Annotated in this window: 22 protein-coding genes; 14 read left to right on the top strand and 8 right to left on the bottom strand. The window is 70.0% G+C overall.

Annotated elements, in window-relative coordinates; translation table 11 throughout:
* Positions 1–34: 34 nt before the first annotated feature.
* Positions 35–433, bottom strand: coding sequence for a hypothetical protein (locus tag ACQHII_RS18075; RefSeq protein ID WP_427920271.1), 399 nt, complete (start codon positions 431–433; stop codon positions 35–37).
* Between the two features lie 101 nt (positions 434–534).
* Entirely contained in the window at positions 535–1,746 is a 1,212-nt protein-coding gene (locus ACQHII_RS18070) for a pyridoxal phosphate-dependent aminotransferase (RefSeq protein ID WP_427920270.1), read from the bottom strand.
* Positions 1,747–1,892: 146 nt separating this feature from the next.
* On the opposite strand from ACQHII_RS18070, the gene ACQHII_RS18065 reads away from it, so the two are divergent.
* Entirely contained in the window at positions 1,893–3,701 is a 1,809-nt protein-coding gene (locus tag ACQHII_RS18065; RefSeq protein WP_427920269.1) for a P-loop NTPase fold protein, read from the top strand.
* A 102-nt stretch (positions 3,702–3,803) separates the two neighbouring features.
* Positions 3,804–4,640 (top strand): trypsin-like serine peptidase, encoded by an 837-nt coding sequence (locus ACQHII_RS18060; protein WP_427920268.1) that lies wholly within the window; start codon positions 3,804–3,806, stop codon positions 4,638–4,640.
* Position 4,641: 1 nt separating this feature from the next.
* Here the strand turns inward: ACQHII_RS18060 and ACQHII_RS18055 are convergent, their stop codons facing one another.
* Together ACQHII_RS18055 and ACQHII_RS18050 are read right to left on the bottom strand one after the other, a co-directional pair.
* On the bottom strand, positions 4,642–6,249 hold the full coding sequence (locus ACQHII_RS18055; protein WP_427920267.1) for an N-acyl-D-amino-acid deacylase family protein: 1,608 nt from the start codon (positions 6,247–6,249) through the stop codon (positions 4,642–4,644).
* 20 nt (positions 6,250–6,269) lie between these two features.
* Entirely contained in the window at positions 6,270–7,547 is a 1,278-nt protein-coding gene (locus ACQHII_RS18050; protein WP_427920266.1) for an amino acid deaminase, read from the bottom strand.
* A 138-nt stretch (positions 7,548–7,685) separates the two neighbouring features.
* On the opposite strand from ACQHII_RS18050, the gene ACQHII_RS18045 reads away from it, so the two are divergent.
* The 5 genes from ACQHII_RS18045 to ACQHII_RS18025 all read left to right on the top strand — a co-directional run bounded on the left by ACQHII_RS18045 (position 7,686) and on the right by ACQHII_RS18025 (position 12,409).
* The gene (locus tag ACQHII_RS18045; RefSeq protein ID WP_427920265.1) at positions 7,686–8,732 is read left to right on the top strand and encodes a sugar kinase; all 1,047 of its coding nucleotides are present in this window, start codon (positions 7,686–7,688) and stop codon (positions 8,730–8,732) included.
* On the top strand, positions 8,729–9,493 hold the full coding sequence (locus tag ACQHII_RS18040; RefSeq protein WP_427920264.1) for an IclR family transcriptional regulator: 765 nt from the start codon (positions 8,729–8,731) through the stop codon (positions 9,491–9,493). Before ACQHII_RS18045 ends, ACQHII_RS18040 begins: the two co-directional genes overlap by 4 nt.
* Entirely contained in the window at positions 9,490–9,894 is a 405-nt protein-coding gene (locus ACQHII_RS18035) for a RidA family protein (RefSeq protein ID WP_200712523.1), read from the top strand. The genes ACQHII_RS18040 and ACQHII_RS18035 overlap by 4 nt, the downstream gene beginning before the upstream one ends.
* A 131-nt stretch (positions 9,895–10,025) precedes the next feature.
* Positions 10,026–11,501: a GntP family permease gene (locus ACQHII_RS18030; RefSeq protein ID WP_427920263.1), complete on the top strand. Its 1,476-nt coding sequence runs from the start codon at positions 10,026–10,028 to the stop codon at positions 11,499–11,501.
* 284 nt (positions 11,502–11,785) lie between these two features.
* The gene (locus ACQHII_RS18025; RefSeq protein ID WP_427920262.1) at positions 11,786–12,409 is read left to right on the top strand and encodes a hypothetical protein; all 624 of its coding nucleotides are present in this window, start codon (positions 11,786–11,788) and stop codon (positions 12,407–12,409) included.
* A 28-nt stretch (positions 12,410–12,437) separates the two neighbouring features.
* On the opposite strand, the gene ACQHII_RS18020 is transcribed toward ACQHII_RS18025, so the two are convergent.
* The 3 genes from ACQHII_RS18020 to ACQHII_RS18010 all read right to left on the bottom strand — a co-directional run bounded on the left by ACQHII_RS18020 (position 12,438) and on the right by ACQHII_RS18010 (position 15,727).
* Positions 12,438–13,790 carry a M14 family metallopeptidase gene (locus tag ACQHII_RS18020; protein ID WP_427920261.1) on the bottom strand — a complete coding sequence of 451 codons (1,353 nt, stop codon included), beginning with the start codon at positions 13,788–13,790 and terminating at the stop codon, positions 12,438–12,440.
* Between the two features lie 124 nt (positions 13,791–13,914).
* The gene (locus ACQHII_RS18015; protein WP_427920260.1) at positions 13,915–15,156 is read right to left on the bottom strand and encodes a hypothetical protein; all 1,242 of its coding nucleotides are present in this window, start codon (positions 15,154–15,156) and stop codon (positions 13,915–13,917) included.
* Positions 15,157–15,208: 52 nt separating this feature from the next.
* Positions 15,209–15,727 carry a SigE family RNA polymerase sigma factor gene (locus tag ACQHII_RS18010; protein ID WP_427920259.1) on the bottom strand — a complete coding sequence of 173 codons (519 nt, stop codon included), beginning with the start codon at positions 15,725–15,727 and terminating at the stop codon, positions 15,209–15,211.
* A gap of 467 nt (positions 15,728–16,194) precedes the next feature.
* Between ACQHII_RS18010 and ACQHII_RS18005 the strand changes: the two genes are divergently transcribed.
* Positions 16,195–16,431 carry an antitoxin gene (locus ACQHII_RS18005; protein WP_427920258.1) on the top strand — a complete coding sequence of 79 codons (237 nt, stop codon included), beginning with the start codon at positions 16,195–16,197 and terminating at the stop codon, positions 16,429–16,431.
* Positions 16,432–16,526: 95 nt separating this feature from the next.
* Here the strand turns inward: ACQHII_RS18005 and ACQHII_RS18000 are convergent, their stop codons facing one another.
* Positions 16,527–18,215 carry a chitinase gene (locus tag ACQHII_RS18000; RefSeq protein WP_427920257.1) on the bottom strand — a complete coding sequence of 563 codons (1,689 nt, stop codon included), beginning with the start codon at positions 18,213–18,215 and terminating at the stop codon, positions 16,527–16,529.
* Positions 18,216–18,593: 378 nt separating this feature from the next.
* On the opposite strand from ACQHII_RS18000, the gene ACQHII_RS17995 reads away from it, so the two are divergent.
* From ACQHII_RS17995 to ACQHII_RS17970, 6 genes are all read left to right on the top strand, one after another.
* Positions 18,594–19,403 (top strand): hypothetical protein, encoded by an 810-nt coding sequence (locus ACQHII_RS17995; RefSeq protein WP_427925339.1) that lies wholly within the window; start codon positions 18,594–18,596, stop codon positions 19,401–19,403.
* A 103-nt stretch (positions 19,404–19,506) separates the two neighbouring features.
* Positions 19,507–20,217 (top strand): Flp pilus assembly protein CpaB, encoded by a 711-nt coding sequence (cpaB, locus tag ACQHII_RS17990; protein WP_427920256.1) that lies wholly within the window; start codon positions 19,507–19,509, stop codon positions 20,215–20,217.
* A 9-nt stretch (positions 20,218–20,226) separates the two neighbouring features.
* Complete coding sequence (locus tag ACQHII_RS17985; RefSeq protein ID WP_427920255.1) at positions 20,227–21,477, top strand: AAA family ATPase; 1,251 nt, start codon at positions 20,227–20,229, stop codon at positions 21,475–21,477.
* A 5-nt stretch (positions 21,478–21,482) separates the two neighbouring features.
* Entirely contained in the window at positions 21,483–21,866 is a 384-nt protein-coding gene (locus ACQHII_RS17980; RefSeq protein ID WP_427920254.1) for a TadE family protein, read from the top strand.
* A 1-nt stretch (position 21,867) separates the two neighbouring features.
* Positions 21,868–22,245 (top strand): TadE/TadG family type IV pilus assembly protein, encoded by a 378-nt coding sequence (locus ACQHII_RS17975; RefSeq protein ID WP_427920253.1) that lies wholly within the window; start codon positions 21,868–21,870, stop codon positions 22,243–22,245.
* 50 nt (positions 22,246–22,295) lie between these two features.
* Complete coding sequence (locus ACQHII_RS17970; RefSeq protein WP_427920252.1) at positions 22,296–23,636, top strand: CpaF family protein; 1,341 nt, start codon at positions 22,296–22,298, stop codon at positions 23,634–23,636.
* The last annotated feature ends 7 nt before the right edge of the window (positions 23,637–23,643 follow it).

Here is a 23,643-nt window from a genome sequence, read left to right as displayed (position 1 = left end):
GGATCAACACGCTGTCTTTCAGGGGCGTGGTCGCTCAGGCCACTGCGGTGCCCGCATGCGCGTCCATCCGCTCGGCGGACAGAATCGCCGCGGCCGTATCCGCCCTGGACGCGGCGACAACCAGCGCCCGCCCGGCAAGCGCGTGCGCCCGCTGATGCAGCGCGTCCAGACGGGTCGTAGGAGCGGACGCGGACATGCGGCTGGGCGCGATTCCGCCGCGCAGCCGCGTCAACTGCCCCGCAAGCCGCTCGGCGGCGACGTCCAGCTCCGCCGAAGGCTCGAGCGCCCGCAGCTCGTCGGTCACCGCAAGCAGCGCGGCGAGATGCCCCGCCAGCTGAATGTCCAGCTCCTCCTCACGCGACCGGTGAGGAAAGTCGGACGGAGTGCGGGCCACCGTGCTGTGGACCGACTTCGTGCGGATCGGTTCGTACATGGCATGGTCTCCTGTGCTCAGACAGGAAACCATCCTAGCTTAGATTGCGTCTAAAGTTGTGTTGGCCGAAAAATTGGCCGAAAGAATCAGGCCCGCAAGGTTTACGGCTGGCTGTACCCGTCCAGGAAGTTCCCGATCCGGGTCACCGCGTCCCGCAGATCCCCGACCGTCGGCAGCGTCACGACCCGGAAGTGGTCGGGCTCGGACCAGTTGAACCCGGTGCCGTGGACGACCATGATCTTCTCGCGGCGCAGCAGGTCGAGGACCATCTGCCGGTCGTCCTTGACCTTGAAGACCTGCGGATCCAGCCGCGGGAACAGATACAGCGCGCCCTTCGGCTTCACGCAGGTCACACCCGGGATCTGGGTCAGCAGGTCGTAGGCGACATCCCGCTGCTCCTTGAGCCGCCCGCCCGGAAGCACCAGGTCGTTGATGGTCTGCCGCCCGCTGAGCGCGGCGACCACCCCGTGCTGGCCGGGCATGTTGGCGCACAGCCGCATGTTGGCCAGGATCGTCAGACCCTCGATGTACGACTCGGCGTGCGTGCGGGGCCCGGAGATCGACACCCACCCGACGCGGTAACCGGCCACCCGGTACGCCTTCGACATCCCGTTGAAGGTGAGCGTCAGCAGATCCGGGGCGATCTTCGCGGTCGGGGTGTGCGTGGCGCCGTCGTAGAGGATCTTGTCGTAGATCTCGTCGGAGCAGACGAGGAGGTTGTGGCGGCGGGCGATGTCGGTCAGGCCGCGCAGCATCGCCTCGTCGTAGACGGCGCCGGTCGGGTTGTTCGGGTTGATGATGACGAGCGCCTTGGTGCGGTCGGTGATCTTCCGCTCCACGTCGGCGAGGTCGGGCATCCAGTCGGACTGCTCGTCGCAGCGGTAGTGGACGGCGGTGCCGCCGGAGAGCGAGACGGCGGCGGTCCAGAGGGGGTAGTCCGGGGACGGGACGAGGACCTCGTCGCCGTCGTCGAGCAGGCCCTGCATCGCCATGACGATCAGCTCGGATACGCCGTTGCCGATGAAGACGTGCTCGACGTCCGTCTCGATGCCGAGGGTCTGGTTGTGCATGACGACCGCGCGGCGGGCGGCCAGCAGGCCCTTCGCGTCGCCGTACCCGTGCGCCGACGACACGTTCCGGAGGATGTCCTCCAGGATCTCGGGCGGGCACTCGAACCCGAAGGCCGCCGGGTTGCCCGTGTTGAGCTTCAGGATGCGGTGGCCGGCCGCCTCCAGACGCATCGCCTCTTCGAGAACCGGGCCCCGGATCTCGTAACAGACGTTGGAGAGCTTGGTCGACTGGATCACCTGCATGTCCGTGAGCTTACGGCCCGGTAACGAGACTTGGCTCGTGCTTTCCGCCACATGAGACAGGCCCCCATGCCGCCCCTGAGCGCGATTCGCCGGATGCGCGCGCCCGGAATCGGTACGTTGACCTCGCCGAAGGGGGGAGGCGGAGCATGGAGTTCTCGCTGCTGAGCGACGAGCCGGTGAGCGCGCCGGAGGCCGATCTGCTCGGCACCGGCAGAGCGGCCCGGCAACTGGCCGCGCTGGTCCACGACTCACGGAGGGCGGCGCCCTTCACCCTGGCCGTGGACGCGGGCTGGGGCATGGGCAAGAGCAGCCTGATGCGGCTGGTCCGGGCGGAACTGGACGCGCGCGACGACGTCGGAACGGTCTGGTACAACGCGTGGTCCGCCACCGGCGCCGACGCGCTGGAAGGACTCATCAAGACCGTGCTGATGAGGTTCGACAAGCGACTGCTGCGCCGGACCCTGCACCGGCTGTCGGAGCACGGCCCGCTGGTCAGGGCCGCGCTGGCCACCCTTACGGTGGTCGCCTCCCCGTTCGGGCTGGCCGGGCTGGTCGACCGGCTGTGGCGCGAGCTGTCCGTCGACCCCAGGGCCCGCGCCACCATGCGCGACGAGCTGAACAGGCTCGCCACCGACTGGGCCCGCACGACCGAGAACCGGCCGGGCCGGCTGCTCGTCGTGTTCGTGGACGACCTCGACCGCTGCGCCGAGGACACGGTCCTCGCGGTGTGCGAGGCGGTGAAGACCTACCTCGACCTGCCGGGGCTCGTCTTCGTGATCGGCTGCGACCGGTCGGTGCTCGGCCCCTCCGGACTGCTGCGGGACCTCGGCCCGGCGGGCTCCGCGTTCATGGAGAAGATCTTCCAGACCAGCTATCGCCTGCCGGTACCGGGCGGTGAGGACGTCCGCGCCTACGTCCGCCACTGCGCCGACCGCTCGGGCGTGCGCGAGCTGCTCGACGACGACCTGGTGAGCCTGATAGCCGACCGCTCGGAACGCAACCCCCGGCGGATCAAGCGGCTCATCAACGGCTTCGGCCTGGAGTGCTCCCTCAACCCGGTGTGGGCGGGCTTCGAGCCGGAGGCCGTCATCCGCACGCTGCTGCTCCAGTACCTGTATCCGGAGTTCCACCGCATCCTCGTGTCCGGCGACGTCCTCTCCTCCAACGCGGCCCAGGAGTTCCTGGGGTACTACACGGCCCGGCGGGTGCTCAGCCGGTCGATCGCGGCCGGTCCCGAGGTCTGGCGCACCACGGTGGCCGCCGTGGCCGGGCACCGGCTCGCGCCGCCCGACCGTGAGCGGCCCGAGGAGTGGGAGGCCGTCCTCGGCCGGCTGGAGGAGCAACTGCCCACCGTCTACCCGTCATTGGCCCGGGACCGGGGCTTCGTCGGGCTCGTCGAGGAGTGGCTGCGGCTGCCGCAGGGGGACAGGCTGCTGACCCAGCTCCAGCGGGGCGGCGCCTCGCCGGTCGTCACGATCCGGCCGGACGGGGCCGGGCCGCCCACCGGGGAACGGAGGACGGGGGAGGGGCGGCGCGAGGAGGACCGCACGGGCGGGGACCGGTCCGACGACCGCTACCAGGGCATCCGGATGCTGTGGGTGGACGACCATCCGGGCAACAACACCTCCCACGTACGGGAGTTGGAGCGGCTGGGCGCCCAGGTCCTGCTGGCCGAGGACGCGCCGAGCGCCGAACGGATGCTCGCCCGGACCCCGGTCGACCTGCTGCTCTCGGACTTCGCGCGCGGTCTCGACGGCGACGCCGGCCTGAACGCCCTCGCGCGCTGGCGGGAGCGGGAGATCTTCACCGGCCCCGCGGTGTTCTTCACCGGCCGGATCACCCCGGCCCGTGAGCGACAGTGCCGTGAACTGGGCGCCCGCATCGCGGACAACGGCGCGACGCTGCGCCGTCTCGTCGACGAGGCATGTGCGGAAATCCGCCAGGGCCCGTCCTGAAACCGCTCCTTGCCCCCTCTCTCCCCAACAATCACAATGCCCATGACAAAAGGCGGCGGCCGGAAGATCTCCGGTCGCCTCGTCATAAGAGGGGACCCCCACATGAACAAGCCTCTCCTTGCCGCACTCTCGGGCCTGGCCATCGCCGGGGCGGGCGTGGCACCCGCCGTCGCCGCACCGCAGACGGCACCGAAGGCGGCGGCCGTGACCGTCGACTTCGCCGGCACCGTCTCGCTCAGCAACTGCTCCGGCTCGGTCATCCGCTTCCCGAACTCGACCGACACCTCCCCGGCCCTCGTACTGACCAACGGCCACTGCCTGGAGACCGGCTTCCCGGCGGCCGGCCAGGTCATCACCGGCCAGTCCTCCAGCCGCACCTTCGGGCTGCTGAACTCGGCCGGCACCAAGGTCGCCACGCTCCGCGCCAACCAGGTCGTCTACTCGACGATGACCGACACGGACGTGACGATCTACCGCACCACCACCACGTACGCGGCGATCAAGAGCGCGTACGGCATCAGCCCGCTCACCGTGAGCGCCACGCACCCGACCGCGGGCACCGCCATCAAGGTCGTCTCCGGCTACTGGAAGACGATCTACAGCTGCAACATCGACGGGTTCGTGTACCGGCTGAAGGAGGGCTCCTGGACCTGGAAGGACTCGGTCCGCTACACCTCCGCCTGCAACACGATCGGCGGCACCTCCGGCTCCCCGGTCATCGACACCAGCACCGGCCAGGTCGTCGCCGTCAACAACACGGGCAACGAGGACGGCGAGACCTGCACCGTCGACAACCCGTGCGAGGTCGACGAGAACGGCACGGTGACGGTCCGCGAGGGCATCAACTACGCCGAGGAGACCTACAACATCCCGGCGTGCTTCACCTCGGCGAACGTGCTCAACCTGAGCGCGAGCGCCTGCACCCTGCCCAAGCCGTAGGTCAGATACGGGGGTTGGCGTTCCGTCGCACGGGACTGCGACGGATCGACCGGCCCGCCAGTACGTCCGTCCGCCGGCCGTCCTCGATCACGAAACGGCCGTCGATCAGGACGTGCGGGATGCCCGTCGGCAGCGTGCGCGGCTCCTCGAAGGTCGAACCCGCCGCCACCGTCGCCGGGTTGAACAGGACCAGGTCCGCGCGGTAGCCCTCCTTGACCAGACCCCGGTCCGGCAGGCGCAGGCGGGCCGCCGGGCGGGACGTCAGATGCGCCACGCACTCCTCCAGCGACAGCACGCCCAACTCCCTTGTGTACCGCCCCAGATACTCCGGGAACGTGCCGTACGCCCGCGGATGCGGCTTGGCGCCCTGGAGGATGCCGTCCGAGCCGCCCGTGTGGACGCGGTGCCGCATGATCTGCCGGACGTTCTCCTCGTGGCCCACGTGCTGGAGGATCGAGGGGGCCAGACGGTCGGCGAGGAGCAGGTGCCGGGCCGTGGCCCAGCTGTCCAGGCGGCGGCCGACGTACTCCGCCAGCGCGGGATCCGCGACCCCCGAGATCTCGATCGTGTCCCACTCCATCGGCACCCCGTGGCAGCCGTCCGAGCCGGTCACCTCCAGGTGGTGGCGGATACGGTCGGCCGTGTCGTCGTCCGCGAGCCGCTTCAGGATCGCCTCCGGGCCGCCCTCGCTCGCCCAACTCGGCAGCATCGCCACGAGCGTCGTGCAGCCGGGGGTGTACGGGTAGGTGTCGAGACTGATGTCCGCGCCGGTCGCCAGGGCCTCGTCCAGGAGGGTCAGCAACTCCGGTGCCCGGCCCTCGTTCACGCCGAAGTTCATGGTGGCGTGCGCGAGATGGAGCGAGCAGCCGGCCTCCCTCGTCAGCTCCACCATCTCCGCGTAGGCCTCCAGCGCGCCCGCTCCGTACGAGCGGTGGTGCGGGCAGTAGTAGCCGTCGTATGACGCCACCACCCGGCAGAGTTCGGTGAGTTCGGCGTCCTTGGCGTACATGCCGGGGGTGTAGGTGAGCCCGGACGACATGCCGACCGCGCCCTGCTCCAGGCCCTCGGCGACCAACTGCCGCATCCGGTCCAGCTCCCGGGGTGTCGCCTCCCGGTCCTCCCAGCCGACGGCGAGCATCCGGACCGTGCCCTGCGGGATCAAGTAGGCCGCGTTGACGGCGATGCCCTGATCCAGCCGGTCCAGGTACTCGCCCACCGACCGCCAGTCGAAGTCGATGTCGTCGCCGTACCCGTTCCACCCGGCGATCGCCCGGCGCACCTCCGCGAGGGTCCGGTCGTCGACGGGGGCGTACGACAGCCCGTCCTGGCCGAGGACTTCGAGGGTCACCCCCTGCGCGGCCTTGGCGCTGTGGTCCGGGTCGCGGAGCAGGGCGAGGTCGCTGTGGGCGTGCATGTCGATGAAGCCGGGGGAGAGGACCAGCCCCTCGGCGTCCAACTCCCGCCGTGCCTCGGGGCGTTGACAGCCCGCCTGCGCCGCCTCCCGCACGATCGAGACGATCCGGCCGCCGTCCACGACCACATCGGCGCGGTACGACGGGTCTCCGCTGCCGTCGACGACGTCCGCGTCCCGGATGACCAGCTCTTCCATGCGATGCCTCCCGGGGCCTTCTAGAAGAACGTACGGATGTAGTCGACGACCGTCCCGTCCGCCTCCGCCAGCGGGATCAGCTGCCACTTGTCGAAGGACGTGCAGGGGTGGGACAGGCCCATCCCGATCCAGTCGCCCACCTCCAGGTCCGCCTCGGGCGCCGTCCGCAGCCAGGCGTGCTGGTCGGACAGGCCGGTGATCTCGACGCCGGTCGCCGGGCGTTCGGCGCCCTCCCGGCGGACGACCTGGGCGAAGGGGAGGTCGAGGTCGTAGGCCGCGTCCCGCTTGCCCGCGTTGGCGAAGGCCTGCTCGGGGGAGGGGCGGGACACGATCTGCGCCCAGAGCCTGAACGCGGGCTCCAGCGCGCCCTCTTCGGGCACGCGGGTGAAGGGGGTCAGCTTGCGGTAGTGCCCGTCGTCGTGCGAGACGTAGGCGCCCGAGCGCAGCAACTTCAGCGCGGGGAGCGAGAGTTCGGGCAGTTCGGCGAGGACGTCGGCGACCGCGTCGAACCAGGCGCTGCCGCCCGCGCTGACCACGATCTCGTCCGTCTCGGAGAAGCGGCCGGACTTGTCGAACTCCACGGCCAGCGCGGTGAGTCGGCGCAGCCACGCGTGCACCCGTTCCGGGTCCGCCTGAGGCACCTCGCCCTCGTACCCGGCGACCCCGACCAGCCGCAGTGTCCCTACGGCGGCCACCGCGTCCGCGACGGCCGCGCACTCCGCCTCCGTGCGGGCGCCGGTGCGGGCGCCCTCGCCGGCGGCCAGTTCGACGACGACGTCCAGCGGTCGGGCGGCGCCGCGCAGGGCCGCGTCCATCAGCTCGACCCCGCGCACGGAGTCGACGTAGCAGATGAAACGGAAGTCGGGGTCGGCGTCCAGCTCCGACGAGATCCACTTCAGGGCCGCCGGGTCGACCAGTTCGTTCGCGAGGAAGATGCGGTCGATGCCGAACTGCCTTGCCACGCGCACCTGGTGGGGGACCGCGAGGGTGATGCCCCAGGCGCCGTGCGCGAGTTGGCGGTGGAAGAGCTGGGGGGCCATGGAGGTCTTGCCGTGCGGGGCGAAGGCGAGGCCGTGGCGGGTCGCGTAGGTCTCCATGAGGCGGAGGTTGTGCTCCAGGCGCTCGGCGGAGAGGGCGAGGACGGGGGTGGTGAAGCCGCCGGTGAAGAGGTTGCGGCGCTCGGCCGCCAGCTCGGCGAGCGTCAGGCCGTCCGCGTCCGGGGGAAGGCCCTTGAAACGGTGGTCGACGCGTTCCCCGGCGAGCCGGGCGAGCGCTTCGGTACCGGTGTCGCGGACCATGAGGCCTCCCTGAGCTGGAGTGTTGCAATCTCTGCAACCTTCATTGCGTATATCGCTTACCGCTGTCTAACATCTCGCCCAACACCGGGTCAACGGAGCCGCCGCAAACCGGTGCACCGACGAGGAGCCATCACCATCGTGACCGCCGACGGACAGTCCACCGCCGCCCGTGACGTCGTCGACGTCGTAGCGCTGGGCGAGTCCATGGTCACCTTCCTGCCCGGCCGCCCCGGCCGCCTCGCCGACGTACCGTCCTTCGACCGCGCCATCGGCGGCGCCGAGTCGAACGTCGTCTGCGTGCTCGCCGCCGCCGGGCACAGCGCCCGGTGGGTCAGCCGGGTGGGGGCGGACGGCTTCGGGGACCATCTCGTCGAGACCATCGGCGGGTACGGCGTGGACGTGTCCGCCGTGGAACGCGATCCCGCGCGCCCCACCGGCATCTACTTCCGCACCGCCGGGGACCGGGCCACCGACGCGCACGAGGTGGCGTACTACCGGGCCGGATCCGCCGCCTCCGCGATGTCCGTCGCGAACGTGGACCTGGCCGCCGTACGGGCCGGGCGGGTGCTGCACCTGTCAGGGATCACCCCGATGCTCTCCGACGGCTGCCTCGGCCTGGTCCGGGAACTGACCGCGCTCCGCGCGCACCGCCCGCTGATCTCCTTCGACGTCAACCACCGCCCCGCGCTGGGGCGTTCGGCCGACGGGCCGGGCGTGCTGCTGGAGCTGGCGCGCGGCGCGGACCTCGTCTTCGTCGGCGAGGACGAGGCCGCCGAGGTCTGGGGGCTGGTCGGGGCCGAGGCCGTACGGGACGCGTTCCCCGACCCCGAGACGCTCGTCGTCAAGCAGGGCGGGCGAGGGGCCACCGTCTTCCACAGGAAGCACGTCACCTTCGTGCCCGCGCCGCACGTCGACGTGGTGGCCGCGGTCGGTGCCGGGGACGCCTTCGCCGCCGGGTTCCTCTCCGCGACCCTGCGGGGGCTTCCCGTACGGGACCGGCTGCGGCACGGGCATCTCACGGCCGCCGCCGCGCTCACCGTCCCCGGCGATCTCGCCGCGCCGCCGCTCCGCGACCACGCCGACCGCCTGGTCGCCCTGGACGAGCGGGCGTGGGGGAGACTTCGACTCGGCCCCGGCTGGACCGACGCCGCCGACCGGGCCGACGAGGAGGTACGTACGCCATGAGTCAGACCGTCGACCGCGCGCTCAGCATCCTGCCGCTGCTCGCCGAGGGCCCCGCCGACCTCGGCCAGGTCGCCGAGCGCCTCGACGTCCACAAGTCGACGGCCCTGCGGCTGCTGCGCACCCTGCACGAGCACGGCCTCGTCTACCGCCAGTCCGACCAGCGCTACCGCCTCGGCGCCCGCCTCATCGCCCTCGCCCAGGAGGCGATGGAGAACCTCGACATCCGCGAGATCGCCCACCCCCATCTCGTCCGCCTCAACGAACAGTGCGGTCATACCGTCCACCTCGCGGTGTACGAGGAGAACGAGGTCCTCTACATCGACAAGGTGGAGAGCCGGTACCCGGTGCGCATGTACTCGCGGATCGGGAAGCCCGTCGCGATCACCGTCGCGGGGGTCGCGAAACTGCTCCTGGCCGACCTCCCGGAGGGCGAGCGGCGGGTCCTCGCCGACAAGCTCGACTACCCCATGTACACCGCCCGCTCCACCCCCAACGCCCCCGCATTCCTGCGGGAGTTGGAGAAGGTGCGGGAACAGGGCTGGGCCACCGACCTCGGCGGCCACGAAGAGTCCATCAACTGCGTCGCCGCGCCGATCCGGGGCGCCGACGGACGCGTGGTCGCCGCGATGTCGGTCTCCGCGCCCAACGTCGTCGTCACCGCCGACGAACTCCTCACCCTGCTCCCGCTGGTCCGTCGTACGGCGGACGCCATCAGCGGGGAGTACTCCGGCAGAACCCCCGTCAAGGAAGCCACCTCATGACCGAGAAGACCGCCCTCACCCCCAAGACCCACACCGCCCCGCCCGCGAAGTTCTCGCACGGCGTCCGCAAGGGGAACATCCTCCAGGTCGCCGGGCAGGTCGGCTTCCTCCCGGCCGAGGAGGGCAGGCCGCCGACGCCGGCCGGCCCGACCCTGCGCGAGCAGACCCTCCAGACCCTCGCCAACGTCCGGGCGATCCTGGAGGAGGGCGGCGCGAGCTGGGAGGACGTGATGATGATCCGCGTCTATCTGACGGACGTGGACCACTTCGCCGAGATGAACGCGATCTACAACGAGTACTTCGAGGGCCTCGTCGAGGTCCCGGCCGCGCGCACGACGGTCTACGTCGGCCTCCCCGCCGGCCTGCTCATCGAGATCGACGCGCTGGCCGTTCTGGGCTGACCGGCCCGATGGGCTAGCGCCCCCGCAACTCCCGCACACCGTACGACGGTTCGGCACCCCTAGGGGTGCCGCGCCGCGATGCCCCCTGCCCGAAAGCCCCATGTTCCTACGACGACCCCGAGGACCCCCACATGTCCCTACCGCTCGCCGCCACCGCCCCCGCGACCCCACCCCACACCGGAGGCCTGCTCCTCCTCTTCGACGGCACCGCAGGCCTGCTCACGGTCGCCGCCATCGGTATCGCACTCCTCCTCTTCCTGATCATCAAGGTCAGACTCCAGCCCTTCGTGGCCCTCCTCGCCGTCTCCATAACCGTCGGCCTGCTGGCCGGCCTGTCCGTCACCGAACTCTTCGGCACGGTCCAGCGCTCCGACGCCGTCTCCACCATCGAGTCCGGCATGGGCGGCATCCTCGGCCATGTCGCGATCATCATCGGCCTCGGTACGATGCTCGGCGCGATCCTCGAAGTCAGCGGCGGCGCGGAGGTGTTGGCGTCGAGGCTGCTGAACCTGTTCGGCGAGAAGAGAGCCCCCCTCGCCATGGGCCTCACCGGCCTGATCTTCGGCATCCCGGTCTTCTTCGACGTCGGCATCTTCGTCCTCGCGCCGATCGTGTACGCGGCCGCCAAGCGCGGCGGCAAGTCGATCCTGCTCTACTGCCTGCCGCTGCTCGCGGGCCTGTCGATGACCCACGCGTTCCTTCCGCCGCACCCCGGCCCGGTGGCGGCCGCGGGTCTCCTCCACGTCCAGCTCGGCTGGGTCATCCTCATGGGCATCGTCGTCGGCATCCCCGCCGTGCTCGCCGCGTGGGCCTACGCGGCCTGGATCGGCAAGCGGATCTTCGTCGCCGTACCCCAGGACATGGTGGAGGCGGCGGCTGAGGCGAAGCAGGCGGTCATCGAGGAACAGCGGGCGTCCGGTGTCGTACCGCAGGAGCAGCCGGTGGCGCTGGGCACGGTCCTCGCGATCATCGGTACGCCCCTGGTCCTGATCCTCGCGGCCACGTTCTCGTCGATCGCCTTCGACCCGTCCACCGGGCGCTCGGTGGTGGAGTTCTTCGGCAGCCCCTTCGTCGCCCTGACCATCGCGCTCCTCCTCGCGTACTACCTCCTGGGCATACGTCGGGGCTGGTCCCGCAAGTCCCTGGAGACCGTCTCCACCGCGTCCCTCAAGCCGGTCGGCAACATCATCCTGGTCGTCGGCGCGGGCGGGGTCTTCGGCGCCGTCCTCAAGGCGAGCGGCGTCGCCCAGGCACTCTCGGACACCTTCCACGACGTAGGCCTGCCGGTGGTCGTGCTGGCGTACCTGATCTCGCTGGTACTACGGGTCGCACAGGGCTCGGCGACGGTCGCGATCGTGACCACGGCGGGCATCGTGGCCCCCCTCCTCGCCGAGGGCGACCACTCCCAGGCCTTCGTCGCCCTCGTCATCATGGCGATCTCGGCGGGCTCGATCTTCGCGTCGCACGTCAATGACGGCGGCTTCTGGATGGTGGCCAAATACTTCGGGATCACCGAGCGGGACACGTTGAGGACGTGGACGGTGCTGGAGTCGGTGCTGTCGGTGGCGGGGTTCGCGGTGGCGGCGGTGCTGAGCCTGTTCGTGTAGGTGGCGGGCGGTGTGATCGTCGCGGTCGGTCGGCACGGTCTTCGGCCGGCCTGCGGCAGTCGCTTCCGCTGTGGCGGGTGCGACGAGCGGCGGTTCCGCCTCGGCGGGCTCGGTCTTCGCCTCGCGTGTCAACGATGGGGCCCGCGCGCGGAGCGCGCTGTCGGTGGCGGGGTTCGCGGTGGCGGCCGTATTGAGCGTCTTCGTCTAGAAGTTCGTGTAGGCGTCTGATAACGAAGTAGGGGCTGGCTGTGTCCGACACAGGATCGTCGACCATACTTCGCGCTGTGGAGCAGCGCATAGGTTCGAGCAGCCAGCCCCTGGAGGGCGCCGGATTCGACCCGGCCTTCGTCCCCGGGCTCACCGCACCCGCCGTGTCCTCCGACGAACCGGAGGACACGAAGTCGCCGGACGCGGAGCCCGAGGACGCCAAGGCCGAGGCGGCGGAGCCGGAGGAGTCGTCGGCCGAGAAGGCGGACGTCGGTGAGGCGGAGGCCGAGCAGGCCGTCGCCGAGGACGACGACGCCGAGGAAGACGGTGACGACGAGTCCGACGGGCCCGTCTTCGAGGCCTCCGACCGGCGGGCGGAGATCGTCGCGGACGAGAAGGGCGTACGACTGCGCCTGGACGACCAGAACTGCGAGTTCCGCTGGGACGAGATCGGCGCCGTCGAGACCGAGACCCCGCGCTTCGGCAAGCGGTTCACCATCACGGTGCACACGCCCGACCGCCGCTGGTACCCGATCGAGATCGAGGCGTCGGCCAGGAGCCGGTTCGCCGAGTGGGAGACACAGCTCGACGCCGTCCTCGACGCGTACTTCGAGGACGGCGACGAGGACGAGGACGACGAGTCCGCCGAGGTGGACGAGGCCGCGCTCGCCGAGGCGGAGGCCGAGGTCCGCAAGGACTAGCCGGCCGGACGGATGGCCGGACGGCCGGCTAGCTGCAGTACTGGGCCGCCTTGCCTATGGACCGGTACATGCAGTCCGCGTTCTCCAGCAGTTGGAACACCGCGTCCCGGTTCCGTGAGGTCTCCCGCTCGATGACCTCGTCGGGCGGGTAGAACCCGCCCGCGGAACTGGACGTCGGGTACATCTCGAAGGTGTAGTCGAAGATCTTCTGACTGCCCCAGAGGTAGTCGTCGATCGAACCGTCCGTGATGTACAGGTCGCTGGACTGCTCGGCCGTGTAGCCGTTGCTCGCGCCCATCTTCTGCCCGACCGCCTTGAACGCGGCGGCGTCGTCCGCGGTCATCCCGGTGGCCGTGTCGGAGTACGTGTAGCCGAAGGGCCACAGCACCAGTTCGCTGTACGTGTGGAAGTCGATGCCCGCGGTGATCTGCTGCTTCCCGCCGACGACCCGGCTCCGCACGAAGTCCGCGACCACCTTCACCTCGGGCGCCGACTCGGCGGACGCGCCCCGGTAGGTCTCGGACGAGGTCGAGCCCGAAGAGCCGCCGCAGCAGCCCCACTTGTAGTTCCAGTTCCGGTTGAGGTCCGTACCGACATATGAGGAACCGGAGTTGGGCTGGCGGTTCTTGCGCCAGGACCGGTAGGCGCCGGTAGCGATGTCGTACTCGCCACCGTCCGGGTTGAGGTCGGGCACGATCCAGATCTCGCGGCTGTTGACGATGTTCGTGACGCGGGAGTCGGTGCCGTATCCCGCGCCCAGCTCGCGCAGCAGGTACAACGCCATCTCCACCGTGAGGTGTTCGCGCGCGTGCTGGTGGAAGGTGAACAGGACCTCGGGCTCGTTCTCGTCGGTGGCCACGTTGTCGCTGACCTTGATGGCGACGATGTCCCGGCCCTGGTACGACTTGCCGATCACCTTCTTGCTCATGATGTTCGGGTAGGCGGCGAGCCGCTGGTCGATCTCCGTGTTCGCCTCGGCGTAGTTGTGGTACTTCGAGTCGGCCGAGGGGAAGTCGAGGAGCCGCGGGGCGTCCGCCGCCGTGGAACGGTCGGGTGCCGAGCCCAACAGCGAGACGTCGTAGCCCAGTTGGCGCAGCTGCTTGATCTGGGCGGCGCGGCCGGAGACGACCACGGTCTCCTCGTCGGACTCGTCCACGGTGACGCCGGCCGCCGCGATGGCCGTACGGGTGACCGGGGTGTTGTGGTCGACGTGGATCTCGTACTGGCGGATGTCGTCCGCCGCCGGGGAGGCGGCCTGTCGCGCGCCGCCGCCGGTGGCGTTCGCCGAGACGGGGGCGGCGAGGGCGAGGGCCATCAGGGCGGCGAGCGCTGCGGTGCGTCTGCCACTTCGGGCGCCTGAGCCGCGGATACGGAGTCGCATGAAATCTCCTAGCTGGAGTTGGGGGGTGTTTCAGTGCGACGTGCGGGTGTGGCTTTCCTGTGTGGCGCCTATGGTGAAGCGATTGGCATGGTCAGGTCAATGGGGCGCAAAGCGGCTGGCCGGATTACCGCCACTTCGGGCTGAGGACGATCGCGCGCAGCTGCTTCATGGTCAGGGCCGGGGTCGTACGGGTCGAAGGGGTGTCCTGGGCACCGGAGTTGAAGGCGCTGATCACCACGCGCATGCCGTCGGTGCGGATGGTGTCGACGGTCCACATCACGACACCCGCGCCGCCCTTCTCGCCGGGACCCTGGTGCGTGGCGACCTTCGTACCGTCGGAGAGGACCTCGGCGTCCGAGCCGAAGAGGTCGCCCTCGACGTCCGACATATTCGCCTGGACGTTGACCTGGACGAGGCTCTTGCCCTTGCCGTCGTCGACGACGAGATAGCCGAAGCCGGAGTCGTCACCACTGCTCTCCGACACCGTGAACCCCTTCGGCAGAAGGGACTTGAGGGTCGGGGCGACCGGAATGCCGAGAGCCGTGTCACTCGGTGCCGGGGCCGCTGTCGGAACCTGCTCGGGAATCGCGTCGATGGCCTTCCGCCACGCCTCCGAAGCCACGAGTTTCGTCAACCGGGCCGGGGACAGCGGAGGTTGGGGCCTGGTGATCGGTGAGTCCTTCTCGGCGGCGGCGTTCCACTCGCTCACGCTCACGTGCTGCCCCTGCGGGGTGACGAGTTCGGCGCTCCACCACTTGGTGTCCACCCGGCGGTCCGGATACTCGTACCCCTGAAGGACCATGACCACCGACCCGTCCGCCAGCCGGCTCGTGCGGCACGCGTCGTAGTGCGTGAACGCCTTCGCCGGGCACGTGGTGGCCTGCCGCGCCTCGTCGCTCCCCGGCTCCACCCGGCCCAGGGTCAGCTCTACGGCCGACTTGCCCTTCCCGTCGTCGTAGACGGCATGGACGTACGGCGCCGGTCCCTCGTCCGTGCCGCGGGTCTCGATCTTGGTGTACGAGCCGTCGCCCATCAGGTGTCCGAGCGTCATGAACAGGTCCTTGCCGGAGACGGGCGCGGGAGCGGAGGAGGCGGAGGCCCGGGTGGACGTGGCCGGGGAACCCTGTACGTCGGGGGAGCCGCTCGGCAGGAGCACCGCCGTGCCGACGCCGACGAGGGCGATACCGGCCGCGCCGCTCATCACCGCGGCGTTCCGGCGCCGTAGCAGCCGCCGCCGTCCCTTGAGGGCACCCGCGGTGACGAGCGCGGCCCGGTCGGTCTCGAAGGCGTCGCCCGCGTCCCTGAGACCGGCCGCGAGCCGTGTCTCGAAGGGGTCGGCGCTGTCGCTGGAGTGTGCGTCGGGCATGGCGAACCACCGTTTCGCATAGGGGGTGTTGGCGGATGGGAGTGGGGGGAGGTCAGGGGCGGGCGTACTCGTCGAGGTTCTCGCCGAGGAGTTCCCGCAGCCGGCTCAGCGCGCGGACGCAGCGGGTGCGTACGGCGGCGGAGCTGACGTGCATCACGTCGGCGGTCTCCTCGACGGACCGGTCCTCCCAGTAGCGCAGGACGACCACGGCCCGGTCCTTCGCGGGCAGCCGGGACAGGGCCTGGAGCAGCGTCAGCCGCAAGGGGGTGTCACCGGCGGAGCCGCCCGGGTCGGGCCGGTCGGGCAGTACGTCGGTGGCGCGTTCGGTGCTGCTGCGGCGCCGCTGGTGCGCGAGGAACGTACGGGTGAGGACGGTCTGCGCGTACCCCGCGGGGTTCCCGATCCGGGACATCCGCCCCCAGCCGACGTACAGCTTGCCCAGTGTCTCCTGCACCAGGTCCTCGGCGAGATGCGTGTCCCCGGCGGTCAGCAGACAGGCGGACCGATAGAGATGCCCGGCGCGCGCGGCGGCGAACTCCGCGTACTCGTCGGCGCGTCCCTGTCGTCTCATACCGTTTCCCCCTGCCCCCGCGGGCTGTTGCCCGTACCACCCTCACTTCATTGATGCGGTGGACCCACAGGAATGTTTCAGACCGGGCGGCCCAGCGCACGGAGAGCCGTACGGCATCGGTGGGCGGCAGGGACGAGGTCGGACGCCGTCGCCGCGTGCCGCGCGGGCTCGCGGACCCGCAGGTCGACGCTCACCGACCCCGGCCCCCATACGGCTACCACCTGAGCCCGCTCCAGCCGGCGGAGAGGATCCACTCCGGTACGGCCCGCTCGGAGCCGTTCAGTGGACGGGGTTCGACGGGTACAGGCGGCCCCGGCGATGCCCGTGATGCGAACGCGCCCCGAACACGCCCACCCCGCGCCTCCGACCGCCGGGGCGGTTGCGCCGGGGCCACCTTGTTCAGTGGGGGTCGGCGTGAGGACCATGTCCCTGACCGTGTACGGCCGTCGCAGCGAGGGGAATCTGCCGTGTTCGACAACCTGGGGGACCTGGGGAAGCTCAAGGACAAGGCCGAGGAGATCGCCGAGGAGCACGGGGACACGATCTCCGACGGGCTGGAGAAGGCCGGTGAGCTCGTCGACGAGAAGACGGGCGGCAAGCACAGCGAGCAGATCGACACCGCGGTCGACAAGGCGCAGGGGCTGCTGGACAGGCTTGCCGAGAGCGCGCGCGACGCCGACGGCAAGGACCGGCCGGCGGGGTAGAGCAGAAGCTGGGTAGAGCGAAAGCGGGCGTAGAGCGAAAGCTGGGGAGTGCGACCGGGCTGCCCGGTCGCACTCCCCACGTTCAACACGATCCGCTACGGCAGCGCGTGCACATGCGCCCCCACCGAGTTCGACCACGAACTGCCCGCCGCCGCGTCCCAGTTCGTCGACCAGGTCATCGCGCCCCGGAGGTCGGGGTAGGTCTTCGACGGCTTGAAGGTGCCGCAGTTGGTGCCGGCGGTCAGGCAGTCGAGGGCGTTGTTGACGATGGTGGGGGAGACGTAGCCGCTGCCGGCCGCGCTCGTGGAGGCCGGGAGGCCGAGGCCCACCTGGGACGGGGAGAGGCCGCCCTGGAGCTGGATGCAGGCCAGGGCCGTCAGGAAGTCGACCGTGCCCTGGCCGTAGACCTTGCCGTCGCAGCCCAGCATCGTGCCGCTGTTGTAGTACTGCATGTTGACGACCGTGAGGATGTCCTTCACGTTCAGCGCGGTCTGGAAGTACGCGTTCGACGTGGACTGCATGTCGATGGTCTGCGGGGCCATCGTGATGATGAGCGACGATCCCGCCTTCGAGGACAGGGACCTCAACGCCTGGGTCATGTAGGTCGCGTTGATGCCGTTCTCCAGGTCGATGTCGACGCCGTCGAAGCCGTACGTCTGCATCAGGGAGTAGACCGAGTTGGCGAAGTTCGTCGCGGACGTCGAGTCGCTGACCGAGATCGTGCCGTTCTGGCCGCCGATCGAGATGATCACCTTCTTGCCGGCCGCGTGCTTGGCCGCGATGTCCGCCTTGAACTGGTCGACCGTGTAGCCGCCGAGGCCGGACGAGTCGAGCGTGAAGGAGACCGCGCCCGGAGTCGAGGTCGCGTCCGCGAAGGCCACCGCGATGATGTCGTACTGGGAGGAGACGGCCGAGAGCTTCTGGACGGTCGCGCCGTTGTTGAAGTTCTGCCAGTAGCCGGTCACCGCGTGCTTGGGCAGACCCGTGCCGCCGTTCCCGCCCGTTGCCGTCGTCGTGCCCGTCACCGCCGTCGACTTCCCGGACTCACCGGCCGAGTTGGTCGCCGTGACCTGGAAGGAGTACGAGGTCGAGGCCGTAAGTCCCGTGACCGTGGCGGACGTTCCCGTCACCGCCGTGATCTTCGTGCCGTTGCGGTAGACGTTGTAGCCCGTGGCTCCCGAGACCGCGCTCCACGCGAGGGAGACCGAGGAGGACGTCGTGGAGGAGACGCTCAGGCCGGTCGGGGTCGCCGGGACCGTCGGGGCCGGGTCGCCGCCACCGCCGCCGTCGGGGCCGTAGACCGAGATGTCGTCGGCGTAGTACGCGGCCTGGCCGTACCAGCCGTGGGTGTAGACCGAGACGGAGGTCGTCGAGGCGCCCGTGGTGAACGTCGTCGACAGTTGTTTCCAGGCCGTCGTGTCGGGGGTCCAGGTCGAGACGTCCGTCGTGCCCGTGCCCGTCACGCCCAGGTAGGAGTAGCCGCCCTGGACCCACGCGCTCAGCGTGTACGTCGAGTTGGGCTTGACCGCGACCGACTCGCTGCACTGGGCGTTGTCCTGGCCGGCCGGCGTGGCCTTCAGCGCCGCCGCGCCACTGTGCACCGGGGAGGAGACGGTCGTGCCGCTGCCCGCCGTACAGGTCCAGTTGGTCAGGCCCGATTCGAAGCCGGCGTTCTTGGCGTTGTTGATGTCGGCGGCGGACGCCTGGCCGGTGCCCGCGAAGGAGAGAGCGAGGGCGGCCATGGCGACCCCGGCCCACAGACGTCTGTTCCTGAGTACGGGCATGCCTGGTGCGCGGTCCACTGATGCCTCCGGTGGGGGAGTTGGAGGGGGCTGTGACGAACGACGGTGGCCACCGCTGGAGTTCAAGAGTTGGTCCAGACCAATCCGCTGTCAAGAGGTCCAGACCAACTTCCCCGGCGGCGGATTCGGCGCCCTGGCCGCGATCGGCTGCTCGACCTGCCCCGATTTGGCGTGTTGTGCGCGATGACAGTTGCGGGACAGCTACCGAAACGCTGTTCTCCGGTCACAGGGGCGTGGTTACAGTGCTGAGGTAGTCACGCAATGAAGTCGACTCGGCGTACCGGAGTGATCCCGGCAGGCCGACAGGCGTGAGACGGGGAGCTGCGCGTGCCAACTGCCATTGCCGTGACCAGCGCCGACATGGCGCTGCCACCACAGGACGAACGAACCGTGCCCGCCGTCGTGCTGCGGGACCTGGATCAACGGCCGCTGGACCAGGCGCTGTCGGAGATGCAGACCCTCATTGACCAGCACGGGCATGTCGTCGTCGTGTCCTCGCAGGCCGTGTCCGAGGGCGTCGACCGACGGCTGCACACCATCCGGTCCATCCTGGAGACCGACCGGATCGCCCTGTTCCGTCCGAATCTCCCCCCACTCGGACTCGCGGTCCTGGCCCGCCAGTTGAGGCAGCTCGCGTCCTGCGACCTCAGCCCCGGGGTGCTCGCCTCGGCCGGCCGGCTGCTCACCCACTACATCCACGCCGGTGCCGTCCTCGGCTCGGTCACCAAGCTCGACCGGGTCCCCGTCGGCCTCAAGTCGCACGCCAAGTCCTGGGTGCCCGGCAGCCAGTTCGCGGTGATCGCCCACCCGGAACCGCAGCTCATCAAGGTCGGCCCCGGAGTCGCCCTCGCCGGGCCGGAGTTCGGCACCTGGATGCTGGTCGCCAAGGGCCAGCTCCAGTCCGACTGGATCGGCACCACCCTCGCCCCGGCCTGGAACGCGATGGGGCTGCGCGAGGCCACCCTGCCCGCCGAGTCCGCGAGTTGGTGGGGCACGGGCAGGCTGATCGAGTTCTGTACATATCTGCCCGACCTGTCGGTGCTGTACCAACTGGTCACCTCGGTACGGCAGTCCGTGTGCCATTGGTGCGGTATCGACGTCATCGGCGACCGATGTGTCTTCTGCTCGGCAACACCGCCCGTTCACGAGAACCAAACGCCCAGCGGATAAGTCATCCCTTCACAGGACACGCTTACAGCACCTGGTCCCGCTCGACCCGGCTAGATCCGCTCATCTCCGCTCGACCGATATCCCCAATGAGGTTGTACGGTTCATGAACTCCCGTCAGCGCCGCGGCGTGATACTCCTGCTCCTGTCGGTCCTCTGCGCCCTCGGCGCGTTCGCCGGCGTCCTCTCCGTCATCAGCGACGTGAAGTCCAAGGTCGGCCCCGAAGTCGCCGCCTACCAGGTCAAGGACAACGTGGCGCCCTACACGGCCCTCACCGCCGCCCAGTTCAAGAAGATCGAGATGCCCAAGCGGTGGCTGTCGGACAACGCCGTGACCGATCTGAGGCAGATCCAGGGCAAGATCGCGGTGACCACCCTGCGGAGCGGCTCCCTGCTCCAGACCGACATGATCGTCGACCAGCCGGCCCTCCAGCCCGGCCAGCAGGAGGTCGCCATCATGATCGACGCGGCGACCGGCGTGGCCGGCAAGATCACCCCGGGCTCCACGGTCAACGTGTACGCCACCTTCGCGGGCGCGAAAGCGGGCGACCCCGACCAGTCGAAGATCATCGTGACCAACGCGAAGGTCATCGACGTCGGCCACATCACCGCCCTCGACCCGGGCAGCAACAGCGACAAGAACCAGCAGTCCACCGACGCCGTCCCGATCACCTTCGCGCTCTCCACGCTGGACGCCCAGCGCATCACCTACGCCGAGTCGTTCGCCGAGCGGGTGCGGCTGGCACTGGTGGCGCCCGGCACCGATACGACCGTGCCCGAGCAGGACCGGACGTACGAACTCGCGAAGGACAAGTGAGAGGCCCGCATGCCCACCAGGATTCTCCCGGCGGTCGGAGACGCGGACGCCATCCGCGCCATCACGACCCTGCTCAGCCAGCTCCCGGACGCCGACCCGGTGGCCCCGGTGGCCGACTCGACGCAGCTCGTCGACACCCTGGCCCGGCTCGCCGCCGAGTCCGTCGACGAGCTGCCCGAGGTCGTGGTGGTGCATGAACGCATCGGTCCCGTACCGGCGTTGGAGCTGGTCCGCGAGGTCGCCCTGCGCTTCCCGGCGGTGGGCGTCATCCTCGTCACCACGGACGCCAGCCCCGGCCTCTTCCAGGCCGCCATGGACTCCGGCGCCCGCGGCCTCATCGCCCTCCCGCTGAGCTACGAGGAGTTGGCCAACCGCGTCCAGGCCGTCGCCGCCTGGTCCGTGGGCGTACGGCGCCATCTCGGTCACGGCGGCGACGTGTTCACCGGCGTCGGCGGCACCGTCGTCACGGTCAGCGGCGCCAAGGGCGGGGTCGGCGCCACCCTCGCCGCGATCCAACTCGCCCTCGCCGCCCAGACCTCGGGCCGTAGCACCGCGCTCGTCGACATGGACCTCCAGACCGGCGACATCGCCTCCTACCTGGACGTCCAGTTCCGCCGCTCGGTCGTCGACCTCGCCGCGATCACCGACATCTCGCCGCGCGTCCTGGCCGACGCCGTGTTCCGCCACGACACCGGGATGGCGCTCTTGCTCGCCCCCGGCGAGGGCGAGCGCGGCGAGGAGGTCACCGACCGGGCCGCCCGCCAGATCGTCAGCGCCCTGCGCTCCCGCTACGAGGTCGTCGTCATCGACTGCGGCGCCCAGATGAGCGGTGCGAGCGCGGCGGCTGTCGAAATGGCCGACACCGCCCTGCTGTTCACCACCCCGGACGTGGTCGCCGTACGCGCCGCGAAGCGCACCGTCCGCATGTGGGACCGGCTCCAGATCCGCAAGGCGGAGGAGACGACCATCGTCGTCAACCGGCACACGCGCGGTACGGAGATCCAGCCGGCCCTCATCCAGCGCATCACCGGCACGGCGGTCGCCGCGACCGCGATCCCCGCCAACTTCAAGGAACTCCAGGGCGCGGTGGACGCCGGCCGCCTGCACGAACTCGACAACAAGAGCGTGGTCAAACAGGCCCTCTGGGGTCTCGCGGGCGAACTCGGACTGGTCAAGGTCCCCGAAGGCGCCCAGAAGGGCGGCCGGACCCGGGGCGGCGGCGACCGCGGCTCGGTCAGCTTCCGGCGCCGTAGGGAGTGAGGAGGATGCGTATGACTGTGCACGGGAGAGACCGGGGCCAGGTCACCATCGAGTTCCTCGGCATGACCCCGCTGATCATTCTGACGCTGGTGCTGATGTGGCAGTTCGTGCTGGTGGGGTACACCTACACGCTCGCGGGGAATGCTGCCGACGAGGCGGTACGCGCGGGCACGGCGGCCACACGCGGCGAACGCCAGGCCGCCTGCGAACAGGCGGGCCTCAGCAAGCTGTCCGCCGCGTGGAGGGGGGACGCCGAGGTGACCTGCCAGGGCACGGGCTACGTCACGGCCGACGTCAGGCTCAAGGTACCCGTCCTCTTCCCCGGCTCGATCGCCTTCCCCTTCACGGTCCACGCCCACGCGGGCGCCGTAGAGGAGGCGACGAACTGAGATGTCCCACGGACGAACTGGCCTGTCCTACGGCCGTGAAGCGCGCGACCGCGGTCAAGTCGCCATCGAATACCTCGGGTTCATCCCGATCCTGATCCTCGTGACCCTGGCCGCCGTGCAGTTGGGGCTGATCGCCTACACCGCCGAACAGGCGGGGACGGCGGCCCGGGCGGGCGCGCGCAGCGCCTCGCTCCGCCAGGGCGCCCAGCCGGCGTGCAGCGACGCGGTCGGCTCCGGGCTCACGGTCGTCGGCTGTCCGGCCTCGTTCGGCAGCGACACCGTCACCGTCACCGCCTCCATCCACATCCCGTCCGTCATCCCCGGCTACGACGGCTTCGGGAACGCCAGCAAGACGGCCACCATGCCGCTCGACCACTGACACCGCACAACAGGGCTCGACCGGAACAAGGAGCGAGGAGCACAGCACTCATGGGTCTGCGGGAACGTGTCAACCATCCCGAGGAGAACGGCCATCGGGGCGAGGAAGGCCACATGGTCGCCTCGTACCGCGCCAAACTCCTGGAGGAGATCGACCTCGCGGAGATGAGCGCGCTGGCCGCCGCCGAGCGACGGGCCCGCCTGGAGCGGGTGCTCGGGCACATCATCAGCCGCGAGGGCCCGGTCCTCTCGACCGTCGAACGCTCGCAGCTGATCCGCCGGGTCGTCGACGAGGCGCTCGGCCTCGGCATCCTCGAACCGCTCCTCGAAGACGCGTCGATCACCGAGATCATGGTGAACGGCCCGGACGCGATCTTCGTCGAACGCGGCGGCCGCGTCGAGCAGTTGCCGCTGCGCTTCCCCTCCCACGACCAGCTGATGCAGACCATTGAGCGGATCGTGTCGACCGTCAACCGCCGTGTGGACGAATCGAATCCGATGGTTGACGCCCGACTGCCGTCCGGCGAACGCGTCAACGTCATCATCCCGCCGCTGTCGTTGACCGGCGCCACGCTCACCATCCGCCGCTTCCCGCGCTCCTTCACGCTTCAGGAGATGGTCGGCTTCGGCTCGCTGGACGAGCACATGCTGTACCTGCTCGCGGGGTTGGTGCACGCGAAGTTCAACATCATCGTGTCGGGCGCCACGGGCACCGGCAAGACCACCCTCCTCAACGCCCTCTCCGGTCTGATCCCGGAGACCGAGCGCATCATCACCATCGAGGACTCCGCCGAACTCCAGCTCCAGCAGTCGCACGTGATCCGGCTGGAGGCCCGCCCCCCGAACGTCGAGGGCAAGGGCCAGGTCACCATCCGCGACCTGGTCCGCAACTCGCTGCGCATGCGCCCCGACCGGATCGTGGTCGGTGAGGTCCGCGGCGGCGAGTCCCTCGACATGCTCCAGGCGATGTCCACCGGCCACGACGGCTCCCTCGCGACCGTCCACGCCAACAGCGCCGAGGACGCGCTGATGCGCCTCAAGACGCTGGCGTCCATGTCCGAGGTGGAGATCCCCTTCGAGGCGCTGCACGACCAGATCAACAGCGCGATCGACGTCATCATCCAGCTCACCCGCTTCGCCGACGGCGCCCGCCGCATCACCGAGATCGCCCTCCTCGACAGCCACGGCAGCGAGCCGTACCGCCTCGCCACGGTCGCCCGCTTCAGCCCGCAGCCCATCTCCGCCGACGGCCGGGTCTACGGCGTCTTCGAGTACTTCCCGCTCTCGCGCCGCACCGCAGACCGCCTCTACATGGCGAGCCAGCCCCTGCCGCAGGCCTTCGGCGTCGCCCAGAGCACGGAACACCTAGCCCTCAGAGAAGCCAGTAGGTAGGGACCGA

The sequence above is a fragment of the Streptomyces sp. cg40 genome (assembly GCF_050320165.1).
Lineage (GTDB): Bacteria > Actinomycetota > Actinomycetes > Streptomycetales > Streptomycetaceae > Streptomyces > Streptomyces hokutonensis.
This window is presented reverse-complemented; position numbering and strand designations above follow the sequence as displayed.

Coding starts and splice junctions, on each gene's coding strand:
- ACQHII_RS18075 (WP_427920271.1), bottom strand. CDS start 433: ATGTACGAACCGATCCGCACGAAGTCGGTCCACAGCACGGTGGCCCGC.
- ACQHII_RS18070 (WP_427920270.1), bottom strand. CDS start 1,746: ATGCAGGTGATCCAGTCGACCAAGCTCTCCAACGTCTGTTACGAGATC.
- ACQHII_RS18065 (WP_427920269.1), top strand. CDS start 1,893: ATGGAGTTCTCGCTGCTGAGCGACGAGCCGGTGAGCGCGCCGGAGGCC.
- ACQHII_RS18060 (WP_427920268.1), top strand. CDS start 3,804: ATGAACAAGCCTCTCCTTGCCGCACTCTCGGGCCTGGCCATCGCCGGG.
- ACQHII_RS18055 (WP_427920267.1), bottom strand. CDS start 6,249: ATGGAAGAGCTGGTCATCCGGGACGCGGACGTCGTCGACGGCAGCGGA.
- ACQHII_RS18050 (WP_427920266.1), bottom strand. CDS start 7,547: ATGGTCCGCGACACCGGTACCGAAGCGCTCGCCCGGCTCGCCGGGGAA.
- ACQHII_RS18040 (WP_427920264.1), top strand. CDS start 8,729: ATGAGTCAGACCGTCGACCGCGCGCTCAGCATCCTGCCGCTGCTCGCC.
- ACQHII_RS18035 (WP_200712523.1), top strand. CDS start 9,490: ATGACCGAGAAGACCGCCCTCACCCCCAAGACCCACACCGCCCCGCCC.
- ACQHII_RS18030 (WP_427920263.1), top strand. CDS start 10,026: ATGTCCCTACCGCTCGCCGCCACCGCCCCCGCGACCCCACCCCACACC.
- ACQHII_RS18020 (WP_427920261.1), bottom strand. CDS start 13,790: ATGCGACTCCGTATCCGCGGCTCAGGCGCCCGAAGTGGCAGACGCACC.
- ACQHII_RS18015 (WP_427920260.1), bottom strand. CDS start 15,156: ATGCCCGACGCACACTCCAGCGACAGCGCCGACCCCTTCGAGACACGG.
- ACQHII_RS18010 (WP_427920259.1), bottom strand. CDS start 15,727: ATGAGACGACAGGGACGCGCCGACGAGTACGCGGAGTTCGCCGCCGCG.
- ACQHII_RS18000 (WP_427920257.1), bottom strand. CDS start 18,215: ATGCCCGTACTCAGGAACAGACGTCTGTGGGCCGGGGTCGCCATGGCC.
- ACQHII_RS17995 (WP_427925339.1), top strand. CDS start 18,594: ATGGCGCTGCCACCACAGGACGAACGAACCGTGCCCGCCGTCGTGCTG.
- cpaB (WP_427920256.1), top strand. CDS start 19,507: ATGAACTCCCGTCAGCGCCGCGGCGTGATACTCCTGCTCCTGTCGGTC.
- ACQHII_RS17985 (WP_427920255.1), top strand. CDS start 20,227: ATGCCCACCAGGATTCTCCCGGCGGTCGGAGACGCGGACGCCATCCGC.
- ACQHII_RS17980 (WP_427920254.1), top strand. CDS start 21,483: ATGCGTATGACTGTGCACGGGAGAGACCGGGGCCAGGTCACCATCGAG.
- ACQHII_RS17975 (WP_427920253.1), top strand. CDS start 21,868: ATGTCCCACGGACGAACTGGCCTGTCCTACGGCCGTGAAGCGCGCGAC.
- ACQHII_RS17970 (WP_427920252.1), top strand. CDS start 22,296: ATGGGTCTGCGGGAACGTGTCAACCATCCCGAGGAGAACGGCCATCGG.